Genomic DNA, 21,083 nt, shown 5'->3' with positions numbered 1-21,083 from the left:
GACCTGACGAAAAAGTAATCGTCCAGGCGGTATTTTCACGAGCATTTCAAACCTTACATATCTACCGCCGTCTCATTTCGGCGTGGCGCATAATGGCGAAGGAACACCTGACATGGAGTCACAGGAACAACGTCTCATCGAGGATCTGTTCGCCCGTTTAAGGAGCGCGAGCGGTGCACCGAAGGATCGGGATGCGGAGCAGCTCATCAGGGATCTTCTCTCTCGCTTTCCGGACGCTCCCTACTATCTGACGCAAAGCGTGCTCGTGCAGCAGCAAGCCCTTGATCGCGCCGACGTGCGCATAAGAGAGCTCGAAGCATCTACACGAGACATGCGATCCAGCGAGCCGCGTGGGTCCACCAATTTTCTCGGCGGATCATCGGTGCCACAGACAGGCCGCAGGTCCGCGGATACGCCTTCTGAAACCGCACAGCCTGCCGCGAGCCCGTGGGCGCGGCAGCCGTCGCGGGGCGGAAGCTTTCTTGGTACGGCGCTTTCGACCGCAACGGGCGTTGCCGGCGGTATGTTTCTCGCCGACAGCATTCGCAGCCTTTTTGGCGGTAGCGGCGGCGCGGCGTCGGCCAGCGAAACGCAGGCTAAACTCGATCGCGCTCAAGACGACGCGCAAGATGCGAGAGACGATGCCGATCAGGCGCGCAAGGATCTCGCTGCCGACGATGCCGCCCAGGACGACATGCAGGACGAGCAGGATGACGACTGGTCCGACGACGACGGCAGCATGGACGTGTGAATGAGGATCAGCCTGCGCAGCACGCGCTCGCCGGTCAGATCGCCGGCGAGTTGAAGGCGTGTCGCGGGCTGTCCCATCGCAGGCTCGGTCTCAATCCGCAGTCAGTTCGGAACCAGCTGTTCAGGTCGCGCCTTATCATTTTGCAGGAACGTTCCTGACAGTCTGACATTAGCCAACGGCTTGAGATTTCCGAGATGGGAAACGATAGAGCCGCGCTCAACGATCCAGTTTTGTCGCCCCGACTAGCGAATTGGATGCGGAAATCGAGAGCGTTCTTGAAACTGGGCGCTGCCGGCGCCCGTGAACTGCAATTTCTCTCGAACGAACAGCAGGCCACGGGCGTGCAAAACAATCAAAAGCGATAATTGAGTGAAGCTCGACCCTCCTGCATGCCCGGAGAAACATGCACGTCGACAAACTCGTTGAGGTTTGTACCGTCGATTGTCGGCAGCCCGACCTTGCCGCTTCCGAAGTCAGTGTAGCGGTATTCGGCTCGCAGGGACAAGTGCTCGGTAATCCGCGTTTCAGCGCCGGCGCCCACAAACACACCGGAAAGGCTCGGCACATTTATAGTCGCTGAAATATCCGGATCGGACCCAACAACGTTTAATTTCACGTCGCTCAGAGACATGCGGCTGTAACCTCCAGCCACGTACCAAAGCGTATCGGGAGAAAAGAGATATCCCAGCCGCGCTCCGACAGACGCCTTGCCCTGAACGTCGAGGCTGGCGCGCGCTGTTAAAGGAATTCCCGGAATATCGACCGAGACGTTACTCGTCATGTCTTCAAAGTCATATTCACCGAAGGCGCCGACGACCCATTGGGCATTCACTTGATAATCGGCACCGAGAACGACCGTGCCGAAGCCGCCAGATGATCCTAATCCATTAAAAGAGGCGCGCGCTCCTGCGGCGCCCGGATCCGTGACCCCGGATCCTGGCTTGCCGTCAAATTCACTGACAAGTGAGCTAAAACCGCCGCCCACGCCGACATAGATGCCGGTCCAAGAGGTCGTCTCGGGAGAGACGGGGCCATCTTTAAGGCCCTGCGCTTGGATTACGCTGGAATGAAAAAAAAACGCTGCAATCGCGGCGATCATTGCCGCTGTGAAATTACGCGCCATCATGGTGCTCCTCGGCTTAGACAAGTCCAGCCGATGACGCGCCGCTTCGGTAAAGCGAAGATTAATCCGTATACGATGCAACCAACGCATTCAGGCATTGTTGTTGAACGTGTCTCACCAGCTTCGATCGAAAGTTGGGTTCGTCTCGATCGCGCTGGTGGATCTGCACAAAAAACCATCGTGAAGCACGGGGTTTAAAGTCGCTAACAATAATTAGACGGCAAGCATCGCCTTACACCGTCGGGTGTACGTCGCAGGAGGAACGAGCCGATCCGGCGTCCATTCTCTCATCCGACCCGAGACGGTCTGCGGAGGACGGCTTCCGTTCACCGCGAGTTGCACGCGATCGGATGATCCGGATTTCCTCGAACTGCCCGGATCGCAGGCGCGAGGCCGCAGCGAACCTGAACGGAACAACCGGGCTGGCTGCTCAGCGACATCGGGATTGCAGTCGGTTTGCGAACAGTCTGACACCGAACGTCAGACTGGCTCCGCTACGGCGAAGTCAGAATGAAATTCCGACTTCGCTAAACCCCTGTTTATAATGGTGAGCCCGGTTGGGATCGAACCAACGACCCTCTGATTAAAAGTCAGATGCTCTACCGCTGAGCTACGGGCCCCCGAAGGGGTCCGGTTACCTGCCTTTTCGCCGGAGCGCAAGTGTCGGCTCGCGCGGTGCGCAAAGATCACGGCATGCGGCCCACAGGATGGTGCTTTCAGGACAGATTTACGCACCTTGCCGGAAACTTTGAGCCCGCACTTGACTGGAGGGACGTGGCTGGATGCGTTGCCGTGACGCCTCATGGGGCGTCAGCATAGCCATTGTGCGGCGATATGGTCGCAGTATCGATACGCGCTTAAGCTTACAGACTTGAATTCCGGTTTCCCCGCCAAAGTGCTTCGAGGTCCCGCGTTTCACCGGGCACCATAGGCCTCGGCTCGGAATCTCTTCCGTTTCATTTACGGCGCACCCATGCCTGACCGCCTCAAGGCCGTTCTTCTGATGTGCACGGCTGTGTCGTTGTTCTCGTGCCTCGACGCGACGGCGAAATATCTCGGCAGCTTTCAGGGCATCCCGACGTCGGAGATCGTGTGGGCGCGCTTCCTCGGCCAAGCTTTGCTGATGGTGATCATCTTCGGGCCGCGCTCGGTTCCGGGGTGGTTCAGGACGAAGCGGCCCGGGCTGCAGATTTTGCGCTCGGTGTTCATGGTGGCGACGACGGCGTTCAACTTCATCGCCATCCAATACCTGCGTCTCGACCAGACGATCTCGATCGCGTTTCTGGCGCCGCTTCTTGTGGCGGCGCTGGCCGGACCACTGCTCGGCGAATACGTGGGATGGCACCGCGCGATGGCGATCGTTTCGGGTTTTCTCGGCGTTCTGATCGTTGTCCGGCCCGGCATCGTCGAATTTCATCCGGCATTCCTGGCGTCGCTCGTCTCGATGACGGCCTATGCGCTGTTCATGATCGTGACGCGCAAGCTCTCGGGCATCGATCCGCCGCTTGTCACGCTTTTCTACGCGCTGATCGTTGGTGTCGTGGTGGGCGGATTCTTCGCGATTCCGGAGTGGGTGTGGCCTGCGACGCCGCTCAATTGGCTGTTGCTGCTTGCGACCGGCGCGCTCGGCGGGCTCGGGCATTATCTGCTGATTCACGCCTATGGGCTGGCGCCAGCCTCGTCCGTCTCGCCGTTTCTCTATTTCCAGCTGATGAGTATGGTCGCGCTGGAATACGTTGTTTTCGGCGACAGCCCGGACCGTTGGACGCTGATCGGTTCGGGAGTCGTCATCGCGTCCGGCATCTACCTCGTGCACCGGGAACGCATCGCCCATCGCGACAGCAAGGACGCTGCTATGGAGCAGCAAGCTGCCTCGTAATCCGCGATTTCGTTTCGTCGGCCCACTCTGCGAAGCGGCCGTTCGCGATGGCTTCACGCATCGCCGCCATCAGGTCCTGATAAAATACCGTGTTGACCCACGACAGGATCATGGCGCCGAGAAATTCGCCGGACTTGATCAGGTGATGCACGTAGGCCTTGGAATAGTCGCGCGCCGCAGGGCATGAACTCAGCTCATCGATCGGGCTCATGTCTTCGGCGAACTTGGCGTTGCGCATATTGAGCGCGCCATTCCAGGTGAACGCATAGCCGTGGCGGCCATTGCGCGTCGGCATCACGCAATCGAACATGTCGACGCCGAGGCGGACGGATTCGATGAGATCGAGCGGCGTGCCGACGCCCATCAGGTAGCGCGGCTTATTTGCGGGAAGCGCTGGCAGCGTTTCGCCGAGCGTCGCGATCATCGCCTCGTGACCCTCGCCGACTGCGAGCCCGCCGACGGCGTAGCCGGGAAAATCCATCGCCACGAGCGCGTCCGCCGAACGGCGGCGCAATTCCGCATCGGTGCCACCCTGCACGATGCCGAACAGCGCCTGCCCCGCGTGCGCGCCGCCCGCCGCGCGTTGTGTCTCAAACGCGCGCTTCGAGCGTTCCGCCCAGCGCAGCGACAATTCCATCGCGCGCTCGACCTCGCGACGCTCTGCTGGCAACTCGATGCATTCGTCGAACTGCATCTGGATGTCGGCGCCGAGCAGGCATTGGATTTCAATCGAGCGTTCGGGCGACAGCATATGACGCGAGCCGTCGAGATGCGACTGGAACGCGACGCCTTCCTCCGTGATCTTGCGGATCTTTCCGAGGCTCATCACCTGGAAGCCACCGGAGTCGGTCAGGATCGGGCCGTCCCAGCGCATGAATTTGTGCAGCCCGCCGAGGCGGGCGATGCGTTCGGCGCCGGGCCGCAGCATCAGATGGTACGTGTTGCCGAGAAGGATGTCGGCGCCCGCGTCGCGCACCTGATCGGGGTAGAGCGCCTTAACCGTCGCGACCGTTCCGACCGGCATGAACGCAGGCGTGCGGATGACGCCGCGCGACGTCGTGATCTCGCCGAGACGCGCCAAGCCGTCCGTTTTTTTGAGGTGGAAGGCGAAGCGGCCGTCCGGAGTGAGATTATTTTCCACGTCTGCCTTTGCAAAATGCGTCGTGATCCTATCACCCCACCCCTAACCCCTCCCCGTCAAGGAGAGGGGAATTTCGCGGGGAATAGCAGGCTGGCGTCGCCGTAGGAATAAAAGCGATAGCCAGAGTGAATGGCGTGGCCGTAGGCGGCGCGCATGGTGCCGAGGCCGGAGAAGGCCGCGACAAGCATGAACAGCGTCGAGCGCGGCAGGTGAAAGTTCGTCATCAGCACGTCGATGGCCTTGAAGCGATAGCCGGGCGTGATGAAGATCGACGTTTCGCCCGACCACGGGGGAATGCGCCCATCATCGCGGGCAGCGCTTTCGAGGACACGAAGCGACGTCGTGCCGACGGCGACGATGCGGCCGCCGCGGGCGCGCGTCTCATTGAGCGCGGCCGCCGTCTCGGATGATATTTCGCCCCACTCGCTGTGCATCTTGTGTTCATCGGTGTCGTCGACCTTCACGGGGAGGAACGTGCCCGGCCCGACGTGCAGCGTCACGAAATGGCGCGAGATGCCGCGCGCATCGAGAGCGGCCAGCAGTTCCGGGGTGAAGTGCAGCCCGGCGGTCGGCGCGGCGACGGCGCCGTCCTTTTTTGCATAAACGGTCTGATAGCTCTGACGGTCGCGATCGTCGGCACCACGCTTCAGCGCGATGTACGGCGGCAGCGGCATCACCCCGATGGCGCGGATCGCATCGTCGAGCACGCTGCCCGAAAAATCGAATGCAAGCTCGACTTCGCCCGCCTCGCCTTTCGCCGACACGGTCGCATCGAGCGCGCCGAGAAGGCAGCTTTCACCCGAATGGCCGAAGTGCACGCGGTCGCCGACCTCGAGACGTTTCGCCGGTCGCGCGAAGGCGCGCCAGGAATTGTCGCTGACATGCTTCGTCAGGTTGAAATCGACTTTCGCCTGCGTCTCACCGCGACTGCGCACGCCTGAGAGCGCCGCCGGAATAACGCGCGTATCGTTGAAAACGAGCGCATCGCCCGGGTTGAGCAAGCCCGGAAGATCGCGGACTGTCCTGTCGGAGAGATCGGCGTCGTCACGTGCGCAGCCACCCTCGACCGGATGTACGACCAGCAGACGCGCGGAATCGCGCGGCTCTGCGGGACGCAGCGCGATGCCGCTATCGGGCAGCTCGAAATCGAAAAGATCGGTACGCATCGCGACGTGTCACCTTTTGCGCCATGCTCCCGCGATCGCGAGCACCGTGACGACGAGCCAGCTCACCATCATCAGTGTACCGCCGATCGGCGCAAGCATCTGGAATGACGCGTCGTCGATGATCGTGTGGTAGGCAATTTCGCCCGAGAAAATCGAGGCTCCGGTAAGCATCAGGGCGGCAACGGCCTGCCACAGACAGGGGCGCGAGGCGCGGAACGGCAAGGCCACGAGGGCGACGGCCCCAGCGGCATGAAGCGTCAACATCGTCGCCGCCGTCGCAAGCGACGCGCTCGGGTACTTGTGCGAGGCGGCTGCGGCGAGCGCGACGCCAGCAGCGCCGGCAAGGCCCGCCCAGGCGAGAATGAGAAAAGGCGCGCCGCAAAGCGCGCCCTTGGTGGTGTCACAAGAGTCCGTCATCACGCCGCATCCGAAGCGACGCGAACCGTGATCATCTTATCCGGGCTCGCCGGCGGCTCGCCCTTGTTGAGCTTGTCGACGTTCTCCATGCCGGAGATGACCTTACCCCAGGCGGTGTATTGCTTGTCGAGGAAGCGGGCGTCGTCGAACACAATGAAGAACTGGCTGTTCGCGGAATTCGGATTCTGTGCGCGCGCCATCGAGCAGACGCCGCGAACGTGCGGCTCGGCGTTGAATTCGGCCGGAAGGTTCGGCAGCTTCGAGCTACCGGTTCCACGGCCCTGCGGGCAACCAGTCTGCGCCATGAAGCCGTCGATGACGCGATGGAACACGATGCCGTCGTAGAAGCCTTCGCGCGCCAGCGTTTTAATGCGTTCGACATGCTTCGGCGCGAGATCAGGACGGAGTTCGATCACAACCGGACCCTTGCTCGTCTCGATCAGCAGTGTGTTCTCGGGGTCTTTGTAGTCAGCCACTTGCAGTTCCTTTCAGTATTTCTTTCGCTCTCCCCGTTCGCTGGGGAGGGTCAGGGTGAGGGGCAGCCGCCTGCTCTAAGCTAGTTGCCGCCCCTCTCCCCATTCCAAGCGCAGAGGAATGGGGAGAGGGAGTTTTTCTACTCGACGTAAACTTTCACCATCGTGTCGGGAGCGTCGACTGTGCCCGAGCCCGGCTCGCCGCGCTTGATCTTGTCGACGTTCTCCATGCCCGAGACGACCTGTCCCCAGATGGTGTACTGGCCCGTCAGACCGGAGCAGCCTTGATCGTTGAAGCAGATGAAGAACTGGCTATTCGCCGAATTCGGATCCTGCGTGCGCGCCGCGCCGACCGAGCCGCGCTTATAGGGCTCCCGCGAGAATTCGGCGGGAAGATCGGGAAGCTTCGAACCGCTCATGCCGGTGCCGGTCGGATCGCCGGTCTGCGCCATGAAGCCGTCGATCACACGATGCCACTTGAGGCCGTTGTAGAAGCCTTCGCCAGCCAGCGTCTTGACGCGCTCGACGTGCTTTGGCGCGAGATCGGGCCGGAGCTGGATGACGACCTTGCCGGTCTTCAGCTCGATAACGAGTTTGTCGCCCGCCGCGCGAGCCGACGTGCCGGCGAGGCACGTCATGGCAAACACGGACGCGAGGGCAAGATATAGAAAGCGGGTCATGGCGCTCCTCATGATGTCTTGGAGGTTTTCCAGAGGCGGGCTGTTGCCGCTCTGTCGTTGCAGCCGGCAGTGTTGTCGCCCTTATGGCGATTTGACGGCCTGATCGCAACCCTTGGACAGTGTTGCGGCGCTTGCGCCGGGCTTCGGCGCCATGACGAGCGCCGCAGTTCGCGACCCTGCCGCCTATCGATGTGATTTCATGCCGCGCGAGCGACTGAGGGGTGGCGTCGGTTCCGGCGGCGCCTCGGATCGCTTCTGGCGTTCCTGCGGCGCGGCCTCGAACGTCACGAGAAAGCGCGGCATGTCGTGCACGATGCCCGCGGGCAAAACCTGCACACCTTCGCGCACGAGGCGTGCGAATTGCTGATCGCGATGCGGACCCCGGCCGATCGCGCCACCCTTCGCGACGACGCGATACCAGGGGACGAAATCGCGCTCGTCTTCCGACAAGCTCGCCAAGCGCGCCTGAACGAATGCGGGCGGCTCGCCAATCTTTTCAGCCAGTACATCGAACGTCGTCACGCGACCCGTTGGAACGGCGCGAACGAGCGTCAGCAGATCGGCTCTTTTCGACATGGCGTTGACCCGTACCAAAATCTATTTCGACTTGGTGGACTTGGCCTTCAGGCGCTTCAGCACGTCCTTGGAGACGAACGGCGAAGGATCGCCGCCCATCGAGACCACCGCGCGCACGAGGTTAGCTGCGATGTGGCGCACGTGCGGAGACGCGGCGACGTAGACAGTCTGAATGTCCGGCGCCATCTCGCCGTTCATGCCCGCCATCTGCATTTCATAGTCGAAGTCCGTGCCGTCACGCAGCCCGCGAACGATCACTTTCGCCCGGTGCAGAGCCGCAGCATCAACCGCCAATCCGGAAAAGGTCACGACCTCGATTTTCGTTTTTGTGTCGCGCGCGATGGGGCGAACTTCGTCCTCAAGCATCGCGATGCGATCGTCGGTCGAAAACATCGGGGCCTTGCCCGGATTGATGCCGATGCCGATGATCAGTTTGTCGAGCAGGCCTGCCGCCCGCCGAATGACGTCGGTGTGCCCGAGGGTCACGGGATCGAAGGAGCCGGAATAAAAGCCGATGCGGGTCATGCTCGCTTGTAAGGGCGCAACCGATCCGAGATCAAGCCGTCGCCGCTTCTTTAGAGGAAGTCTTAAGCGTCCGCTTGATCAGGGCCGAGACAATCGGCCGTTTGCGCAAGGCGGCCAAGAAACGGCGACCCTCACGCGTGCGGGTCCAAGGCTCCAGCGGGGGGATGCGGTCCGTCGCACGATAGTAGCGCTTGGCGAGGCTCAGGCTGAGCAGGGCGACGGCTGCGCCGGCGCAAAGGTCGATGATGTAGTGGCCGCCGACCGGGACAGTCGAAACGAACATGACGATGTTCAGGAGAATACCAAACACGCCGATGACCGGCACGCCGCGCCAGGCGATTGCGAACAGGAGGGCGGACGCCGCGTGATAGCTCGGGAACTCGACGATGCCGCTGAATACCATCTCGCGCGAACCGGTGCGCAAACCTTCGATGAGCTTCGGCTGCTCCCATGGCATGACGTTGATCGCGTCGGGGAAATCGGCGGGCGTGAAATGGAAGTACCAATAAGGTCCCATCGCCGGAATGAGGAAAAATCCGAACATCGTGATGGCGAGCGTGATGGCCGATGCGGTGATCATCAGGCGCAGGCGCTCGGGATCGGCGGCGGTCAGGGCAAGAAGCAACGCGACCGGCTGCCAGAGATTGCTGGCGTAGACGTGGCACAGCACGCGTGAAAGCTCAGGGTTGTCACGAAACCAGAAGGCCATCGCGATCCAATCGATCCCCATCCTGCGGTCGATCTCGGCGAGCGCCGCGTCTTGCAGCGGCATTGCCATGGCGGCGAGCGCGGAGCACAGCGGAGGAACGATCAGAAAGGTTGCGGTTAAGATCGCAGCCGTTTCCATGATCAGCGCCGGACGCAGCCAGCGCGCGCCGGTCAATCCGGCGGCAAGCGCGAGCAGAATGACGAGCTGCGCGGAGAGCAGAAACGGCGCATAATGGAAACCCATCGCAATCGACAGGATGGCGAGCAGTCCAGCGCACCCCGCCAGGACCATCCAGGCGAGACGGCTCGAGCGTTGCCACAGCTCGGGGATGCCGGCGCGAAGGTAAGCCCATGCGACTTCCCACATCGGCTTCGGCAACGCGGTGAAAGACGCAATACTCATGCACGGCCCCGCTACTGGACGGGTTGTTTGTGGCAGAGAAGCCTGAAAGGCGCGTTAAGGCTGGCGGGGTTTTTTGAAATCTTGAGAAGGTCAATAAATTCAATATCTTAAAATCACAAATCGAAGCGGACAAACGTCAGCTATCGCTGGCGTTTGTCCGGGGCGCGGCGGCTTCGTGAAGCTGGTGGCGGGCGCGACCTTGGAATGCGCAAATAAACGAGGCCCGGATTTCCCCGGGCCTCACGATTAGCAATCGCATGTTTGGCTGCGTGCCACGCTATTTAAGCGGCACGTCCGCCGAACGCGTTCCGAGGATATCAGAGAGATTGAACCGATAGCCGAGACCGACCGACACGATGAGCGGGTCGACCGTCACGTCCGCCTTGACGTTGGTGCCCTTCCAAGACGCGTCCGTGTCGAGCCAGACTTTCTTGATGTCGGCGTTGAAGTACCAGCCTTGTCCGAGCTCGACATCGACGCCCGCTTGCAGCGCGAAGCCCCAGGAATCGTCGAGCTTGATTTTGGCTCCGCCGAGGTCGCTTTTTCCGCCGTCAAAATAGTGAATGTATTGGACGCCCGCGCCGAGGTAAGGCTTGAAGCCGCCAACCGGATCGAAATGGTATTGGAGCGTCAGGATCGGGGGGAATGTCCAGAAGCTTCCGAGATCCGTGCCTTTCAAGTCCGCGCGCCCTTGAGCTTCGAAACGCGCGAAGCAGCAGAACAGTTCGGCTGCGATGTTCTTGGTGAAGAAGTGCGTCAACGTCAGAGTCGGAAGCACGTCGGTGCTGACGTCGGCATCCGCGTTCGGATCGATGTTGACCTTCGCGCTCGCGTCCGGAACCACCACGGTGCCTTGCACGCGGACGAGAGTATCTCCGCTATAATTGCCAGCTCCCGCAGGTGCCGCGATCAACGATAACCCAAGCGCAAGAAGCACGCCGATTGCTTCTCTCTGCATTGTCTAACCCCCATTTGCTTTGTCAGTCCCCACCGCGAATCGCGAGCGACCCGGCAGTCTGACGAGGGTTATCGATGCGGCGCGGCACCGTGCCTACGGCGATGCAGAGCCGACTTCTGACGGAGATCAGACGACGGGCGCGATAATCGCGCATGTGACACCCGCGCCACGGAATTTGTTGATATCGATCAAAATTTTGCGGATGCGCCCAGCCGATAACACAGGTCTCAACGAAACCCACTCGCTGCGAGTCACAGCACGATGTCGTCCTATGAGACCGCAGCGAAGATTCTCGACCGCCTGCTATCGGGCGATCGAGCAAACATTTTTGCGCCGCTGCAGAAGCGCGCCCAACTCGTCCGGCTCGGCAATCGCTATGCCATCAGCGCGCTCGGCTCGGGTTTCGTCTATATCGTCGCTCGCGGCGTCGTCTGCGTTGAGAGCACGGTGCATCCTGGCGTCCATGCCGTCACCGCGCTTCTCTATGAGGGCGACGTATTCATTCCGGAGCTTCAACCTCCGTTGCCCGAGCTGACACTGACGACGCAACGTCCTTGCGAATTCTGGAAGCTGACGCTGACGGCGCTGGCCGAGGAATCGGAACGAAACTCGCAACTTCGGAAGGCTCTCTTTCTGCTTCCGCAGATGCGGAATGCGAGATCGCAGCTGCATATTGCAGCCATGTCGGGATTAAACTCAGAAGAGCGGATCGCGGCCGTTCTCATCGAAATCGGCGCGCACATCGGCATGCAGGCAGGCGGCGCGATTTCCTTCGACCTGCCGCTCTCGCGGAACAACATCGCAGACTATCTGGCGCTCAATCCCGATACGGTCTCGCGAATCCTGTCGTCACTCGTGAATGACGGGATCATCGAGCGCCGCGGCCGGTTCCAGGTGACGATCCGCGATTGGCAGGCACTTGTTGCGAAGTGCCCGCTGAGCGACGCGATCATCCGGCTGCACGGAGCAGGGAAACCCCTGCTCACTGGCTGACGTCTTCGCGCTCCTCGTCCGACACGTCCTCGGTGATGCGCTCGACGGAGACGACTTTCTCCTCGGCTTCCGTCTTGAAGATGCGCACGCCCTGTGTGTTGCGTCCGGCGATCCGGATACCGTCGACGGGGCAGCGGATCAGCTGGCCGCCATCGGTGACGAGCATGATCTGGTCCTTCTCGTCGATCGGGAACGACGCGAGCAAGCGGCCGTTGCGATCGTTGACGACCATCGCGACAATGCCCTTGCCGCCGCGCCCCGAGGTGCGGAACTCGAACGATGATGAGCGTTTGCCGAAGCCTTTGCTCGAGACCGTCAGCACGAACTGCTCGCCAGCCTGCATCGCCGTGAACCGGTCCGGACTGAGCGTCACCGCGTCGGCGTTGACCTCCTCGGCGTCGGCCTCCGCGACGGTCTCGATCTCGTCGGCGTCCTCCGAACGGCGCAAGGCACTGGCCTGCTTCAGATAGGCGGCGCGCTCCTCGGCCGATGCTTCAAAATGGCCGAGGATCGCCATCGAGATCACTTCGTCGCCGTCGCCGAGCCGGATGCCACGAACGCCGGTCGAGTCGCGCCCCTTGAAGAGCCGGATCTCGTCGCTGATGAGAAAGCGGACGCATTGGCCGTCGCCGCTCGTCAACAGCACGTCCTGATCGGGTTTCGCGATCGCGACCTGCACGATGCTGTCGCCTTCATCGAGCTTCATCGCGATCTTGCCGTTGCGATTGATGCTCTCGAAATCCGCGAGCGCGTTGCGCCGGACGTTGCCGGAACGAGTTGCGAAGATCAGCTCCAGCTCACCCCAGGTCGAGGAATCTTCCGGCAGCGGCAGGATCGACGTGATCACCTCGTCCTGTGCCAGCGGCAACAGATTGACGAGCGCCTTACCGGGAGACTGTGGCGAGGCGGGCGGCAAGCGCCAGACCTTCATGCGGTAGCACATGCCGCGTGACGAGAAGAACAGCACCGGAGTATGCGTCGACGTCACGAACAGCTGGGTGACGAAATCCTCGTCACGCGTCGACATGCCAGAGCGACCCTTGCCGCCGCGCCGTTGCGCGCGATAGGTCGCGAGCGGCACGCGCTTGATGTAGCCCTTGTGGCTGACCGTGACGACGCAATCCTCGCGCTGGATCAAGTCCTCGTCCTCGACCTCGCCCTCGATGTCGACGATTTCGGTTTTGCGCGGCGTTGCGAACTCGTCCCTGATCGACTGAAGCTCGCCCTTGACGATATCTACGACGCGCGCGCGCGACGCGAGGATCGCGAGGTACTCGCGGATTTCGCTGGCGATCTTGTTCAGTTCGTCGGCGATCTCGTCGCGGCCGAGGGCGGTCAGGCGGGCAAGGCGCAGTTCGAGAATGGCTTTCGCCTGTTCCTCGGAAAGGCGGTAGGAACCCGTCGCAGACACTCTGTGGCGCGGGTCGGCGATCAGCTCGACCAGCGGCACCATGTCCTTCGCCGGCCAATCGCGCGCCATCAGCTGCTCTTTGGCTTCGGCGGGAGACGCGGACGTGCGAATGAGCTTGATTACCTCGTCGATGTTGGCGACGGCAATCGCCAAGCCGACGAGCACGTGGGCGCGGTCTCGCGCCTTGTTGAGCAGATGCTTGATGCGCCGCGTGACGACTTCCTGGCGGAAGCTCGTAAATGCCGAGATGAAATCCTTCAGCGTCAGGCTTTCCGGACGGCCGCCGTTGATCGCCAGCATGTTGGCGCCGAACGTCGTCTGCAGGTCGGAATACTTGTAGAGGTTGTTCAGGACGACATCGGCGACCGCATCGCGCTTCAGCTCGATGACGATGCGGATGCCTTCGCGGTTGCTCTCGTCCCAGAGATCGGAGATGCCTTCGATTTTCTTGTCGCGCACGAGATCGGCGATTTTTTCAATCAGTGTGCGCTTGTTCACCTGATAGGGAATTTCGCTGACGATGAGGGCTTCGCGATCCTTGCGGATATGCTCGACCGTCACGCGGGCGCGCATGATGATCGAGCCGCGGCCCTTGTGATAAGCTGAAAGAATTCCCCCGCGACCGAGAATGAGGCCCGCCGTCGGAAAGTCCGGGCCTTGAATGAACTGCGAGAGTTCGTCGATGCCGATCTCGGGATTGTCGAGGTCAGCGATGCACGCGTCGATGACTTCGCCGAGATTGTGCGGCGGAATGTTCGTCGCCATGCCAACCGCGATACCGCCAGCGCCATTGACGAGCAGGTTCGGAAACTTGGCGGGCAGAACGGTCGGCTCTTGAATGGTGCCGTCGTAGTTCTCGCGATAATCGACCGTATCGTTATCGAGATCGTCGAGCAGGAAGCTCGCGACCTTGGCGAGACGCGATTCCGTGTAGCGTTCGGCTGCCGGCGGATCGCCGTCGATCGAGCCGAAGTTTCCTTGACCGTCGACCAGTGGCACGCGCATCGAGAAATCTTGAGCGAGGCGTACGAGCGCGTCGTAGATCGCGAGGTTGCCGTGCGGGTGATATTTGCCCATCACCTCGCCGACGATGCGCGCCGACTTGACGTATTTCTTGTTCCAGTCGAGTCCGAGCTCGTTCATTGCGAACAGGATGCGGCGATGCACGGGCTTCAGGCCGTCGCGTACATCGGGCAGAGCGCGCGAGATGATGACGCTCATCGCGTAGTCGAGATACGACTTCTTCATCTCCTCCGCGATGGAGACGGGACGTATGTCGCTCGGCTCGCGGCCAGCCGGTCTTTCGTCGTCGCTGTTATCGGTCAAAGTCTCAACTTTCTTGGAGGCAAATCGCGGCTGCAGCGCGGACGTTCGGCTGGCGCGGGAAGATGTTCGATACTATACCGGAAACAGCGCCGGAATGCTATCGGCGCGGCGACATGACGCGAATTCATGCGGGAAAATTTTATACGCTATTTCAATATGTTATTTGAGCCATTTTAGGTGAGACCGAGCGCGAGCGGACTTCATCCGGACACAGTCGAAAGCTACTTGCTCGGCCGTGCAGATTCGGGATTTTCGTGGGTCTCGATCGAACCGGCGGCGCGGCGCCGACGAGCCACGTACTCCACCTGAAAAGGACCTTTCAATGAGCCCAAAACTCTTCGCCCTCGCCTTCCTCACGCTTTCCGCCGGAGCGCTTCCGGCACTCGCCGACGACATCTTCCTTACCGAACAGAAGCCGACGGAATATCTCGCGAAGGATCGTCTCATCGGCATCAACGTTCATAACGGCGACGGCAAGGTGATCGGCGACGTCGAGGATCTCGTCGTCGACGGCGACAACAAAATCGTCGGCGCGATCATCGGCGTCGGCGGGCTTCTCGGCGTTGGCGAGAAAAAGATTGCCGTCAGCCTTCCGTCGCTCAACATCGAGGCGACCGACAAAGGCATCGTGATCACGTTGCCAGCGGCGACGAAGGAAGCTCTGACGGCCGCTCCGGCCTACAAGCGCGCCAACCCTCCGAAGGGCTGGCTGCAACGCGCCGCCGAAAAGGGTGAAGAGATCCGCGACAAGTCAGGCCCCGCCTACGAGAAGGCGAAAGCCGCCGCCAAAGACGCCTACGAGTCGGCGAAGGAAACGGCTGGACCCGCGATCGAGAAGGCCAAGCAGGAAGCCCAGGACGCAATCGCCAAGGCGAAGGAAGCGGCGCAGCCGACGACCCAACAGCCGCCTGCCGAGGCACCAAAGAACTAAGGCGCGAAACCGAATTTCCCTTTTAAACTCCACGTTTACCCCGGCGCGGAACGGCGCCGGGTTTTTTTGCGTTCTTTTCCTATCGAACGTTACCGTTTTTGCGCGGCCGCTGTCCGCCGAATTCCCGGACGGCCGAGAAAGGAACGACGTATGCCTCTATTTGCCATAGCTGCCGCGCTGACCGTTTCAGCATGGCTCTCACAAGCTGCCTTCGCCGCCGATCAGACTTCGGGCGAGCAGTTGTTCAACAACAACTGCCGCACGTGCCATTCCTGGAAGGAAGGCGATAACCGGCTGGGCCCGAGCCTGCACGGTGTCGTCGGACGGAAATCCGGTGCTTTGCAAGGGTTCAATTATTCGCCATCGATGAAGCAAGCGAATCTGACGTGGGATGACGGCACGCTCGACAAGTTCATCGCCAATCCGGACGGCGTGGTTCAAAGCAACATTATGAAGCCGTTCAACGGCATCACAGACGCGGCGACGCGGAAGCAGATCATCGAATTTCTGAAGTCGAAGTGATTGGGCGCGTGCGGATGCGAGCATCGCGAATAGCGAACGAGCCACCACCGTCATGGCCGCGAAGGCGGCCCATCCAGGGCAACACGAAGACATTCATCGAATGATCCTGGCTGGCCAGGTTAAGCCCCGCCGCGACGTGAGAGGGCGCGCGTCAGATGGGGTTTGCGTCCGGCGCGCGCCGTTATTCTAATCTCGTCATGGCCGCGAAGGCGGCCATCCCCGACAAATTCTCCTAGCGAATTCATTAGTTCCACACCTTAAAGGGTGTTGACGGTCGCGTGGATGGCCGCCTGCGCGGCCATGACGATAGATGTGAGAGCGGGTCGACTTCAGTCCGTTAATGCAGCCGAACATTGGCAGTAGACGCCTGCGGCTGGTGTCGGCTACGCATGGCCGCCCAGATTTGTGGAGGGTGAGCGTGGCGTCGGGCGGGTCAAGATCAGTCGTTCTGATTGCACTTGGGTGCAACTTCGGGATTGCAGCCGCGAAATTCGTTGCGGCGGCCTGGACGTCCTCTTCCGCAATGCTGTCGGAAGCCATCCACTCGCTCGTCGATACCGCCAATCAGGGTTTGCTCCTATTTGGGATCTCGCGCGCCAAGCTGCCCCCCGACGAGCAGCATCCGTTCGGCTACGGCAAGGAAATTTACTTCTGGAGCTTCATCGTCGCGATGGTGCTGTTCTCGCTTGGCGCGGGCGTCGCCATCTACGAGGGCGTGCTCAAGATTCTCGATCCTCATCCGCTGCAAAACGTGAAGGTGCTGTACGCGGTCCTCGGCGTTGCGATGGCTCTTGAAGGCTATTCATTGCTGAAGGCCGTGCGCGAATTCAACGCGCGGCCGGAGCCGCGGCACGGATTTGTCGAAGCGCTGCGGCGTTCGAAAGACCCGAGCCTGTTCGCAATCGTGCTCGAAGACATAGCTGCGATGCTCGGTCTGACGATCGCTCTCGTCGGCACGCTCGTCACGCATCTCGGCGGTTTCAACAGAGCCGACGGCTTTGCTTCAATTCTGATCGGTCTGGTTCTCGCGGGCGTTGCCGCGTTCATGTCGATCGAGATCAAATCGCTGATCGTCGGAGAGGCGGCGTCGCGCGTCGTGCAGGCGGGGATCCGCGAGATCGTCGCGAGCGAGATCGGCGGCGACGGTCCGATCCGCAAGATCAACGACCTGCGCACGATGCACCTTGGACCGCATGACGTGCTCGTCACCGCGAGCGTCGATTTCCAGGACGGCATCAGCGCGCGAACGGTGGAAGACACGACCGGGCGTTTGCAGGCTGCGATCAAATCGCGTTTTCCGGAAGTGCGGCACCTGTTCATCGAGGGGCAGTCGGAGGAGGCGTTCAAGCCCGCATCCGTGACGCTGCATTAGCGCCCGGCGATGGTGCCAGCTTCGTCATTCTCGAATGGGCGAGCTTGCGACGCCGTTCGGCAATCCAGCATAAAAAGTGCCGAAGGTTCAATTTTGTGTCTTCGACGAGTCTTGCGCTGGATTCCCCGGCCTTCGACGCAGCTTCGCTGCGCTCGGCCGAGGATGACAGCGCTTGGCGACTCCGCTTTGAGTTGGCGCTTGGCGACTCGCGTTCCGCGAGCCGGCCGCCAAGCGCAAACTAAAATGGAATTTCGTCGTCGAGGGCCTTGTCGAAGCCGCCCTTGGCACCGCCGCCACCCGTCTTCGAGGAAACCCGGCGCGGCTCACTCCCACTTGAACCCTGGCTTGAACCCTGGCCAAAGCCGCCGTCGGTTCCGTAATCGGGTCCGCTTTCCTGCATGCCGACGGATGCACCACGGCCGCCGGAGGCACCATCAAGCATCGTCAGCGTGCCGTTGAACCCCTGCAGCACGACCTCGGTCGAATACTTCTCGGCGCCGCTCTGATCGGTCCACTTGCGCGTCTGCAGCGCGCCTTCGATGTAAAGCTTCGAGCCCTTCTTCACGTACTGCTCGATGACCTTGCACAGCGGCTCGCTAAAGACGACGACGCGATGCCACTCGGTCTTTTCCTTGCGCTCGCCCGTCTGCTTGTCGCGCCAGGTTTCGCTTGTCGCCAAACTCAGGTTGGCGATCGGCCGCCCGTCCTGCGTGCGGCGAATTTCGGGGTCCTTGCCGACGTTGCCGACCAGAATGACCTTGTTGACCGAACCTGCCATTCGCAGTCTCCTTGAAACTTGTTTTGAACTTCAGACGCGGGCTGCGTCAGTGGCCAGACTCATCCGACATGAACGCCGCAGCATCCTAGTTGTATCAGCTGCAGCACCGCAGAATCTCTAACCGACATTAGAGGCTAGGCCACCCAGCTTCCTCAGATCATTTGCCGTTGTCCACGATTTACACACATCTAGCGTTCTCTTTATGTTCCAATATAGGGAAGCCTTGGCAACAGCGCAAGAGGATTCGGATCGGATAGGCTCGCGGCAACCCGCGGCCGCTTGACTGGCGAAGGCTATCGGCTAAGGCGATTGTTCAGAACACACGCGCGTTCGCCGCGCACGACCGGAGCGTCAAAGCCGCAGATGGCTCACTATAATTGCCTGAAATGCCCGGGGTACTGCTGCTCGTATCCGGTGATCGCGCTCAACAAGCGCGACGTCGAACGCCTCGCGAAATATTTCAAGGTCACGTTCAACACGGCGAAGAAGCGCTACACGCGCGAGGGCCATGGCCACAAATATCTGATGCGCCGCAAGGGCGACAAGCATTACGGCCGCATCTGCCAGTTCTTCGACACGAAAGAACGCCGCTGCACGATCTATCACGGACGCCCGCGCGCCTGCCGTGAATATCCGGGCCACGGCCGCTGCGGCTACTATGATTTTCTGATGCACGAGCGCCGCTGCCAGAACGACGACACGTTCGTCGCCGTTACCAATCACAAGGATTGAAGGTTGCGTTTGCGCCGGGCGACCCTCCTTCGTCGAGCCGGCCGCCCGACGCGTTTAAATTTTTTCCTCCCGATCATTGATAGCAACACGTATGTGGGCCTCTCTTTCGTCCAGACAGAGACAGGATCGCGAACACCTGATTCCTTGAAAGCCCTGATCTGATCTTCGACGCTTGGCCATGAATGGTTCGTCGGCTGAGGCGTCGATATCTTTTTCATCTATGGCTTCGGCTTCAGCCGAGCGCCGACGGTGTGGCCCGCGAGGCAGACAACGGCGATTGGCAATAGCCAAACCCAACACAGGCGGACAAATGCCGCAACAGATTGAAACACGACGGGCGGAGATGTCTGTAGCGTGGATGGCCGCCTTCGCGGCCATGACGGGAGAGATAGGAATCGCGACTGATCTTCTATGGGCACGACAGGACAAATGTGCGCGCCGCCGCTTCGGCGACAGTCGTGCTTGGCGGCCGGCTCCGCGAAGCGGCGTCGGAAGCGACAATCGGAAAAAGATAAACCCCGCCGCATCCTCGGATGCGCGCGGGGTTCTTTTTACCTTCGATGGTTCGCCCAGACTAAAACCGGGCTTTTGATGCGAGGCTCTGGCTTGCCTTTACGGCAACCTCCCTCGTGCGATAGATCCAAATTGTGAACGTGACAGCTATCATGAACGCGGCCAAATTCTCGAGAGCGCCCGTCAAGCTGCTGACCTCGTGAACGTTAATCCTCGAGGTCCCGATATATGATCCGGTGGAGTCATCTCCCTCCTCGATTGTTTCGCCGAGTCACGCTTACTGCCTTATTCATCCGGCTCACGGGACTTTACAAACCACATGTGCCGAACAACTCGCCTTGGCGATCACTGCTCATCGACCCCATCGGCCGAGATGCCTTTGCGATCCTTGGCGACAGCAGCACCGTCACAAACTAAATCTGTGCCTCAAATGCGGTGTCGTCAAGACGTCATCTGTGTGAATGTGATTAAAAATATTCCACGCCCGCACATGATCCCTGTGCGGTGCATTTTATATTTTCAGAAGTAACAACGACATAACGACTACGACATAACGACTGAGAGGCTGCATTTGATGACGGAACATCACGCGACCGGCAGTTGCCTTTGTAAAGGCGTGGTTTTCGAAATTACCGGAACGCTCAGTCCCGTGCTCGCGTGTCATTGTTCACAGTGTGCAAAAACAAGCGGAAATTTCGCTGCAATGACCTGCTGTGCGCATGACAATCTAAAAATTCTTTCCGACGAGACATTACGTTGGTTCCGATCGTCGGAGACGGTCGAACGTGGTTTCTGCACTCGCTGCGGCGGCAATTTATTTTGGAAGCAAACTGGAAGCGGCGATGTCTACATCACCGCAGGCACGCTAGATAAACCGACCGGTCTCAAAATCGCCGAGCACATCTTCGTTGCATCGAAATCAGACTACTATGACCTGACAGACAATCTTCCGCAGAAGGACGAATGGTGACGCACGGCGGCGGATTTCGAAAAAACGCGTCGCAGTGCGCCGTCACGATCGTTATTTGATCGGACATGCCTTGTCGCACGGCACCGTTTCGCTCTTCTCGACCGAGCCGCGGAAAATCGAAACCGTTTCGCGCACGCATTGTCCGCCCGACTGCACGACGCGGATGATGTTGTCTCCGGATTTTGCCTGACAAAGAACTGACATATCTTGCGCCACCTCAAACGGCTGGCTGGCATCGGCGGCATTCTCCGATGCGAGTGCGCGCGGCACTATCAGGTCGAGCAGGCTCGCCGTATGCGACGTCAACGGCTTGGGAAGCCGGTCGAACGCAATCCACTCGTAGTTCACCTGGCCCTTCGGTCCATTGACGCGGATCGAGATGTCGCCGGTCTTCGGGCAGCTGCCGACCTCGACGCGCGCGGTGCCTTGCGTAACGAGCCCGCGGTAATCGATCTTGCATCCGAAATTCTTTTCCAGCAGCGCCGCCTGCGCGAGGCGATGATCGACCTGGCTGAACGGCACATCGTTCTTCCAGGAGAAATAGAGATTGCGCGCGGTCGGGATGGCCGCCGCAACCGAAACGGCGAGCACGAGCAGCTTGATGAGCGTCAGCGTGCGGTTCACGGGATGCGCAGGATTCGAAAGATTGAGCCGGGACGACGCGTCGCTCATTGCAAGTACCCTCATTGAAAACCAAGCCCGCGAAAGTTTCCGAAACCCATAGGATGGCGTCAA

The 21,083-nt window shown here is 60.6% G+C and carries 21 protein-coding genes and 1 tRNA gene; 8 read left to right on the top strand and 14 right to left on the bottom strand.

Going from position 1 to position 21,083, the window contains the following annotated elements; all coding sequences use genetic code 11:
• Nucleotides 1-112: 112 nt before the first annotated feature.
• Nucleotides 113-751, top strand: a complete 639-nt coding sequence (locus WC026_RS00675) for a DUF2076 domain-containing protein (protein WP_372708865.1) — start codon at nucleotides 113-115, stop codon at nucleotides 749-751.
• A 352-nt stretch (nucleotides 752-1,103) separates the two neighbouring features.
• Here WC026_RS00675 and WC026_RS00670 read toward each other — a convergent pair whose 3' ends face one another.
• A complete protein-coding gene (locus WC026_RS00670; RefSeq protein WP_372708864.1) occupies nucleotides 1,104-1,877 on the bottom strand; it encodes an outer membrane protein in 774 nt (257 codons plus the stop codon).
• Between the two features lie 542 nt (nucleotides 1,878-2,419).
• A tRNA-Lys gene (locus WC026_RS00665) sits at nucleotides 2,420-2,494 on the bottom strand.
• 353 nt (nucleotides 2,495-2,847) lie between these two features.
• On the opposite strand from WC026_RS00665, the gene WC026_RS00660 reads away from it, so the two are divergent.
• Nucleotides 2,848-3,753 carry a DMT family transporter gene (locus WC026_RS00660; RefSeq protein ID WP_372708863.1) on the top strand — a complete coding sequence of 302 codons (906 nt, stop codon included), beginning with the start codon at nucleotides 2,848-2,850 and terminating at the stop codon, nucleotides 3,751-3,753.
• Here WC026_RS00660 and tgt read toward each other — a convergent pair.
• The 9 genes from tgt to WC026_RS00615 form a co-directional block, all read right to left on the bottom strand.
• Entirely contained in the window at nucleotides 3,728-4,894 is a 1,167-nt protein-coding gene (gene tgt, locus WC026_RS00655; RefSeq protein ID WP_372708862.1) for a tRNA guanosine(34) transglycosylase Tgt, read from the bottom strand. The two genes, WC026_RS00660 and tgt, sit on opposite strands and share 26 nt — an antisense overlap.
• Nucleotides 4,895-4,950: 56 nt before the next feature.
• Nucleotides 4,951-6,060 carry a tRNA preQ1(34) S-adenosylmethionine ribosyltransferase-isomerase QueA gene (gene queA, locus WC026_RS00650; protein ID WP_372708861.1) on the bottom strand — a complete coding sequence of 370 codons (1,110 nt, stop codon included), beginning with the start codon at nucleotides 6,058-6,060 and terminating at the stop codon, nucleotides 4,951-4,953.
• A 9-nt stretch (nucleotides 6,061-6,069) separates the two neighbouring features.
• Nucleotides 6,070-6,477: a DUF423 domain-containing protein gene (locus WC026_RS00645; protein WP_372708860.1), complete on the bottom strand. Its 408-nt coding sequence runs from the start codon at nucleotides 6,475-6,477 to the stop codon at nucleotides 6,070-6,072.
• On the bottom strand, nucleotides 6,477-6,953 hold the full coding sequence (locus WC026_RS00640; protein WP_372708858.1) for a peptidylprolyl isomerase: 477 nt from the start codon (nucleotides 6,951-6,953) through the stop codon (nucleotides 6,477-6,479). Before WC026_RS00640 ends, WC026_RS00645 begins: the two co-directional genes overlap by 1 nt.
• Nucleotides 6,954-7,090: 137 nt before the next feature.
• The gene (locus WC026_RS00635) at nucleotides 7,091-7,630 is read right to left on the bottom strand and encodes a peptidylprolyl isomerase (protein ID WP_372708857.1); all 540 of its coding nucleotides are present in this window, start codon (nucleotides 7,628-7,630) and stop codon (nucleotides 7,091-7,093) included.
• Between the two features lie 183 nt (nucleotides 7,631-7,813).
• Complete coding sequence (locus WC026_RS00630) at nucleotides 7,814-8,206, bottom strand: MGMT family protein (RefSeq protein WP_372708856.1); 393 nt, start codon at nucleotides 8,204-8,206, stop codon at nucleotides 7,814-7,816.
• Nucleotides 8,207-8,227: 21 nt separating this feature from the next.
• Entirely contained in the window at nucleotides 8,228-8,731 is a 504-nt protein-coding gene (gene coaD, locus WC026_RS00625) for a pantetheine-phosphate adenylyltransferase (RefSeq protein WP_372708855.1), read from the bottom strand.
• Between the two features lie 31 nt (nucleotides 8,732-8,762).
• Nucleotides 8,763-9,842 (bottom strand): phosphatase PAP2 family protein, encoded by a 1,080-nt coding sequence (locus WC026_RS00620; RefSeq protein WP_372708854.1) that lies wholly within the window; start codon nucleotides 9,840-9,842, stop codon nucleotides 8,763-8,765.
• Between the two features lie 277 nt (nucleotides 9,843-10,119).
• Nucleotides 10,120-10,800, bottom strand: a complete 681-nt coding sequence (locus WC026_RS00615) for an OmpW family protein (RefSeq protein WP_372708853.1) — start codon at nucleotides 10,798-10,800, stop codon at nucleotides 10,120-10,122.
• Between the two features lie 261 nt (nucleotides 10,801-11,061).
• Between WC026_RS00615 and WC026_RS00610 the strand changes: the two genes are divergently transcribed.
• A complete protein-coding gene (locus WC026_RS00610; RefSeq protein ID WP_372708852.1) occupies nucleotides 11,062-11,793 on the top strand; it encodes a Crp/Fnr family transcriptional regulator in 732 nt (243 codons plus the stop codon).
• Here WC026_RS00610 and gyrA read toward each other — a convergent pair.
• On the bottom strand, nucleotides 11,783-14,530 hold the full coding sequence (gene gyrA / locus WC026_RS00605) for a DNA gyrase subunit A (protein ID WP_372708851.1): 2,748 nt from the start codon (nucleotides 14,528-14,530) through the stop codon (nucleotides 11,783-11,785). The genes WC026_RS00610 and gyrA overlap by 11 nt on opposite strands.
• Before the next feature lie 322 nt (nucleotides 14,531-14,852).
• Here gyrA and WC026_RS00600 point away from each other — a divergent pair, with 322 nt between their 5' ends.
• From WC026_RS00600 to WC026_RS00590, 3 genes are all read left to right on the top strand, one after another.
• Complete coding sequence (locus tag WC026_RS00600; RefSeq protein ID WP_372708850.1) at nucleotides 14,853-15,461, top strand: PRC-barrel domain-containing protein; 609 nt, start codon at nucleotides 14,853-14,855, stop codon at nucleotides 15,459-15,461.
• Nucleotides 15,462-15,611: 150 nt separating this feature from the next.
• A complete protein-coding gene (locus WC026_RS00595) occupies nucleotides 15,612-15,983 on the top strand; it encodes a cytochrome c family protein (RefSeq protein WP_372708849.1) in 372 nt (123 codons plus the stop codon).
• 418 nt (nucleotides 15,984-16,401) lie between these two features.
• Nucleotides 16,402-17,355, top strand: coding sequence for a cation diffusion facilitator family transporter (locus WC026_RS00590; protein ID WP_372708848.1), 954 nt, complete (start codon nucleotides 16,402-16,404; stop codon nucleotides 17,353-17,355).
• Nucleotides 17,356-17,593: 238 nt separating this feature from the next.
• Here WC026_RS00590 and WC026_RS00585 read toward each other — a convergent pair whose 3' ends face one another.
• Nucleotides 17,594-18,133, bottom strand: coding sequence for a single-stranded DNA-binding protein (locus WC026_RS00585; RefSeq protein WP_372708847.1), 540 nt, complete (start codon nucleotides 18,131-18,133; stop codon nucleotides 17,594-17,596).
• Between the two features lie 363 nt (nucleotides 18,134-18,496).
• Between WC026_RS00585 and WC026_RS00580 the strand changes: the two genes are divergently transcribed.
• The gene (locus tag WC026_RS00580; RefSeq protein ID WP_372708846.1) at nucleotides 18,497-18,865 is read left to right on the top strand and encodes a YkgJ family cysteine cluster protein; all 369 of its coding nucleotides are present in this window, start codon (nucleotides 18,497-18,499) and stop codon (nucleotides 18,863-18,865) included.
• 1,087 nt (nucleotides 18,866-19,952) lie between these two features.
• Nucleotides 19,953-20,348 carry a GFA family protein gene (locus WC026_RS00575; RefSeq protein WP_372708845.1) on the top strand — a complete coding sequence of 132 codons (396 nt, stop codon included), beginning with the start codon at nucleotides 19,953-19,955 and terminating at the stop codon, nucleotides 20,346-20,348.
• 51 nt (nucleotides 20,349-20,399) lie between these two features.
• Here the strand turns inward: WC026_RS00575 and WC026_RS00570 are convergent, their stop codons facing one another.
• A complete protein-coding gene (locus tag WC026_RS00570; RefSeq protein WP_372708844.1) occupies nucleotides 20,400-21,020 on the bottom strand; it encodes a hypothetical protein in 621 nt (206 codons plus the stop codon).
• Between the last annotated feature and the right edge of the window lie 63 nt (nucleotides 21,021-21,083).

Source organism: Hyphomicrobium sp. (assembly GCF_041674905.1).
Lineage (GTDB): Bacteria > Pseudomonadota > Alphaproteobacteria > Rhizobiales > Hyphomicrobiaceae > Hyphomicrobium_B.
The sequence above is the reverse complement of the archived record's forward strand: the minus strand, read 5'-3'. Positions and strand labels throughout refer to the sequence as shown.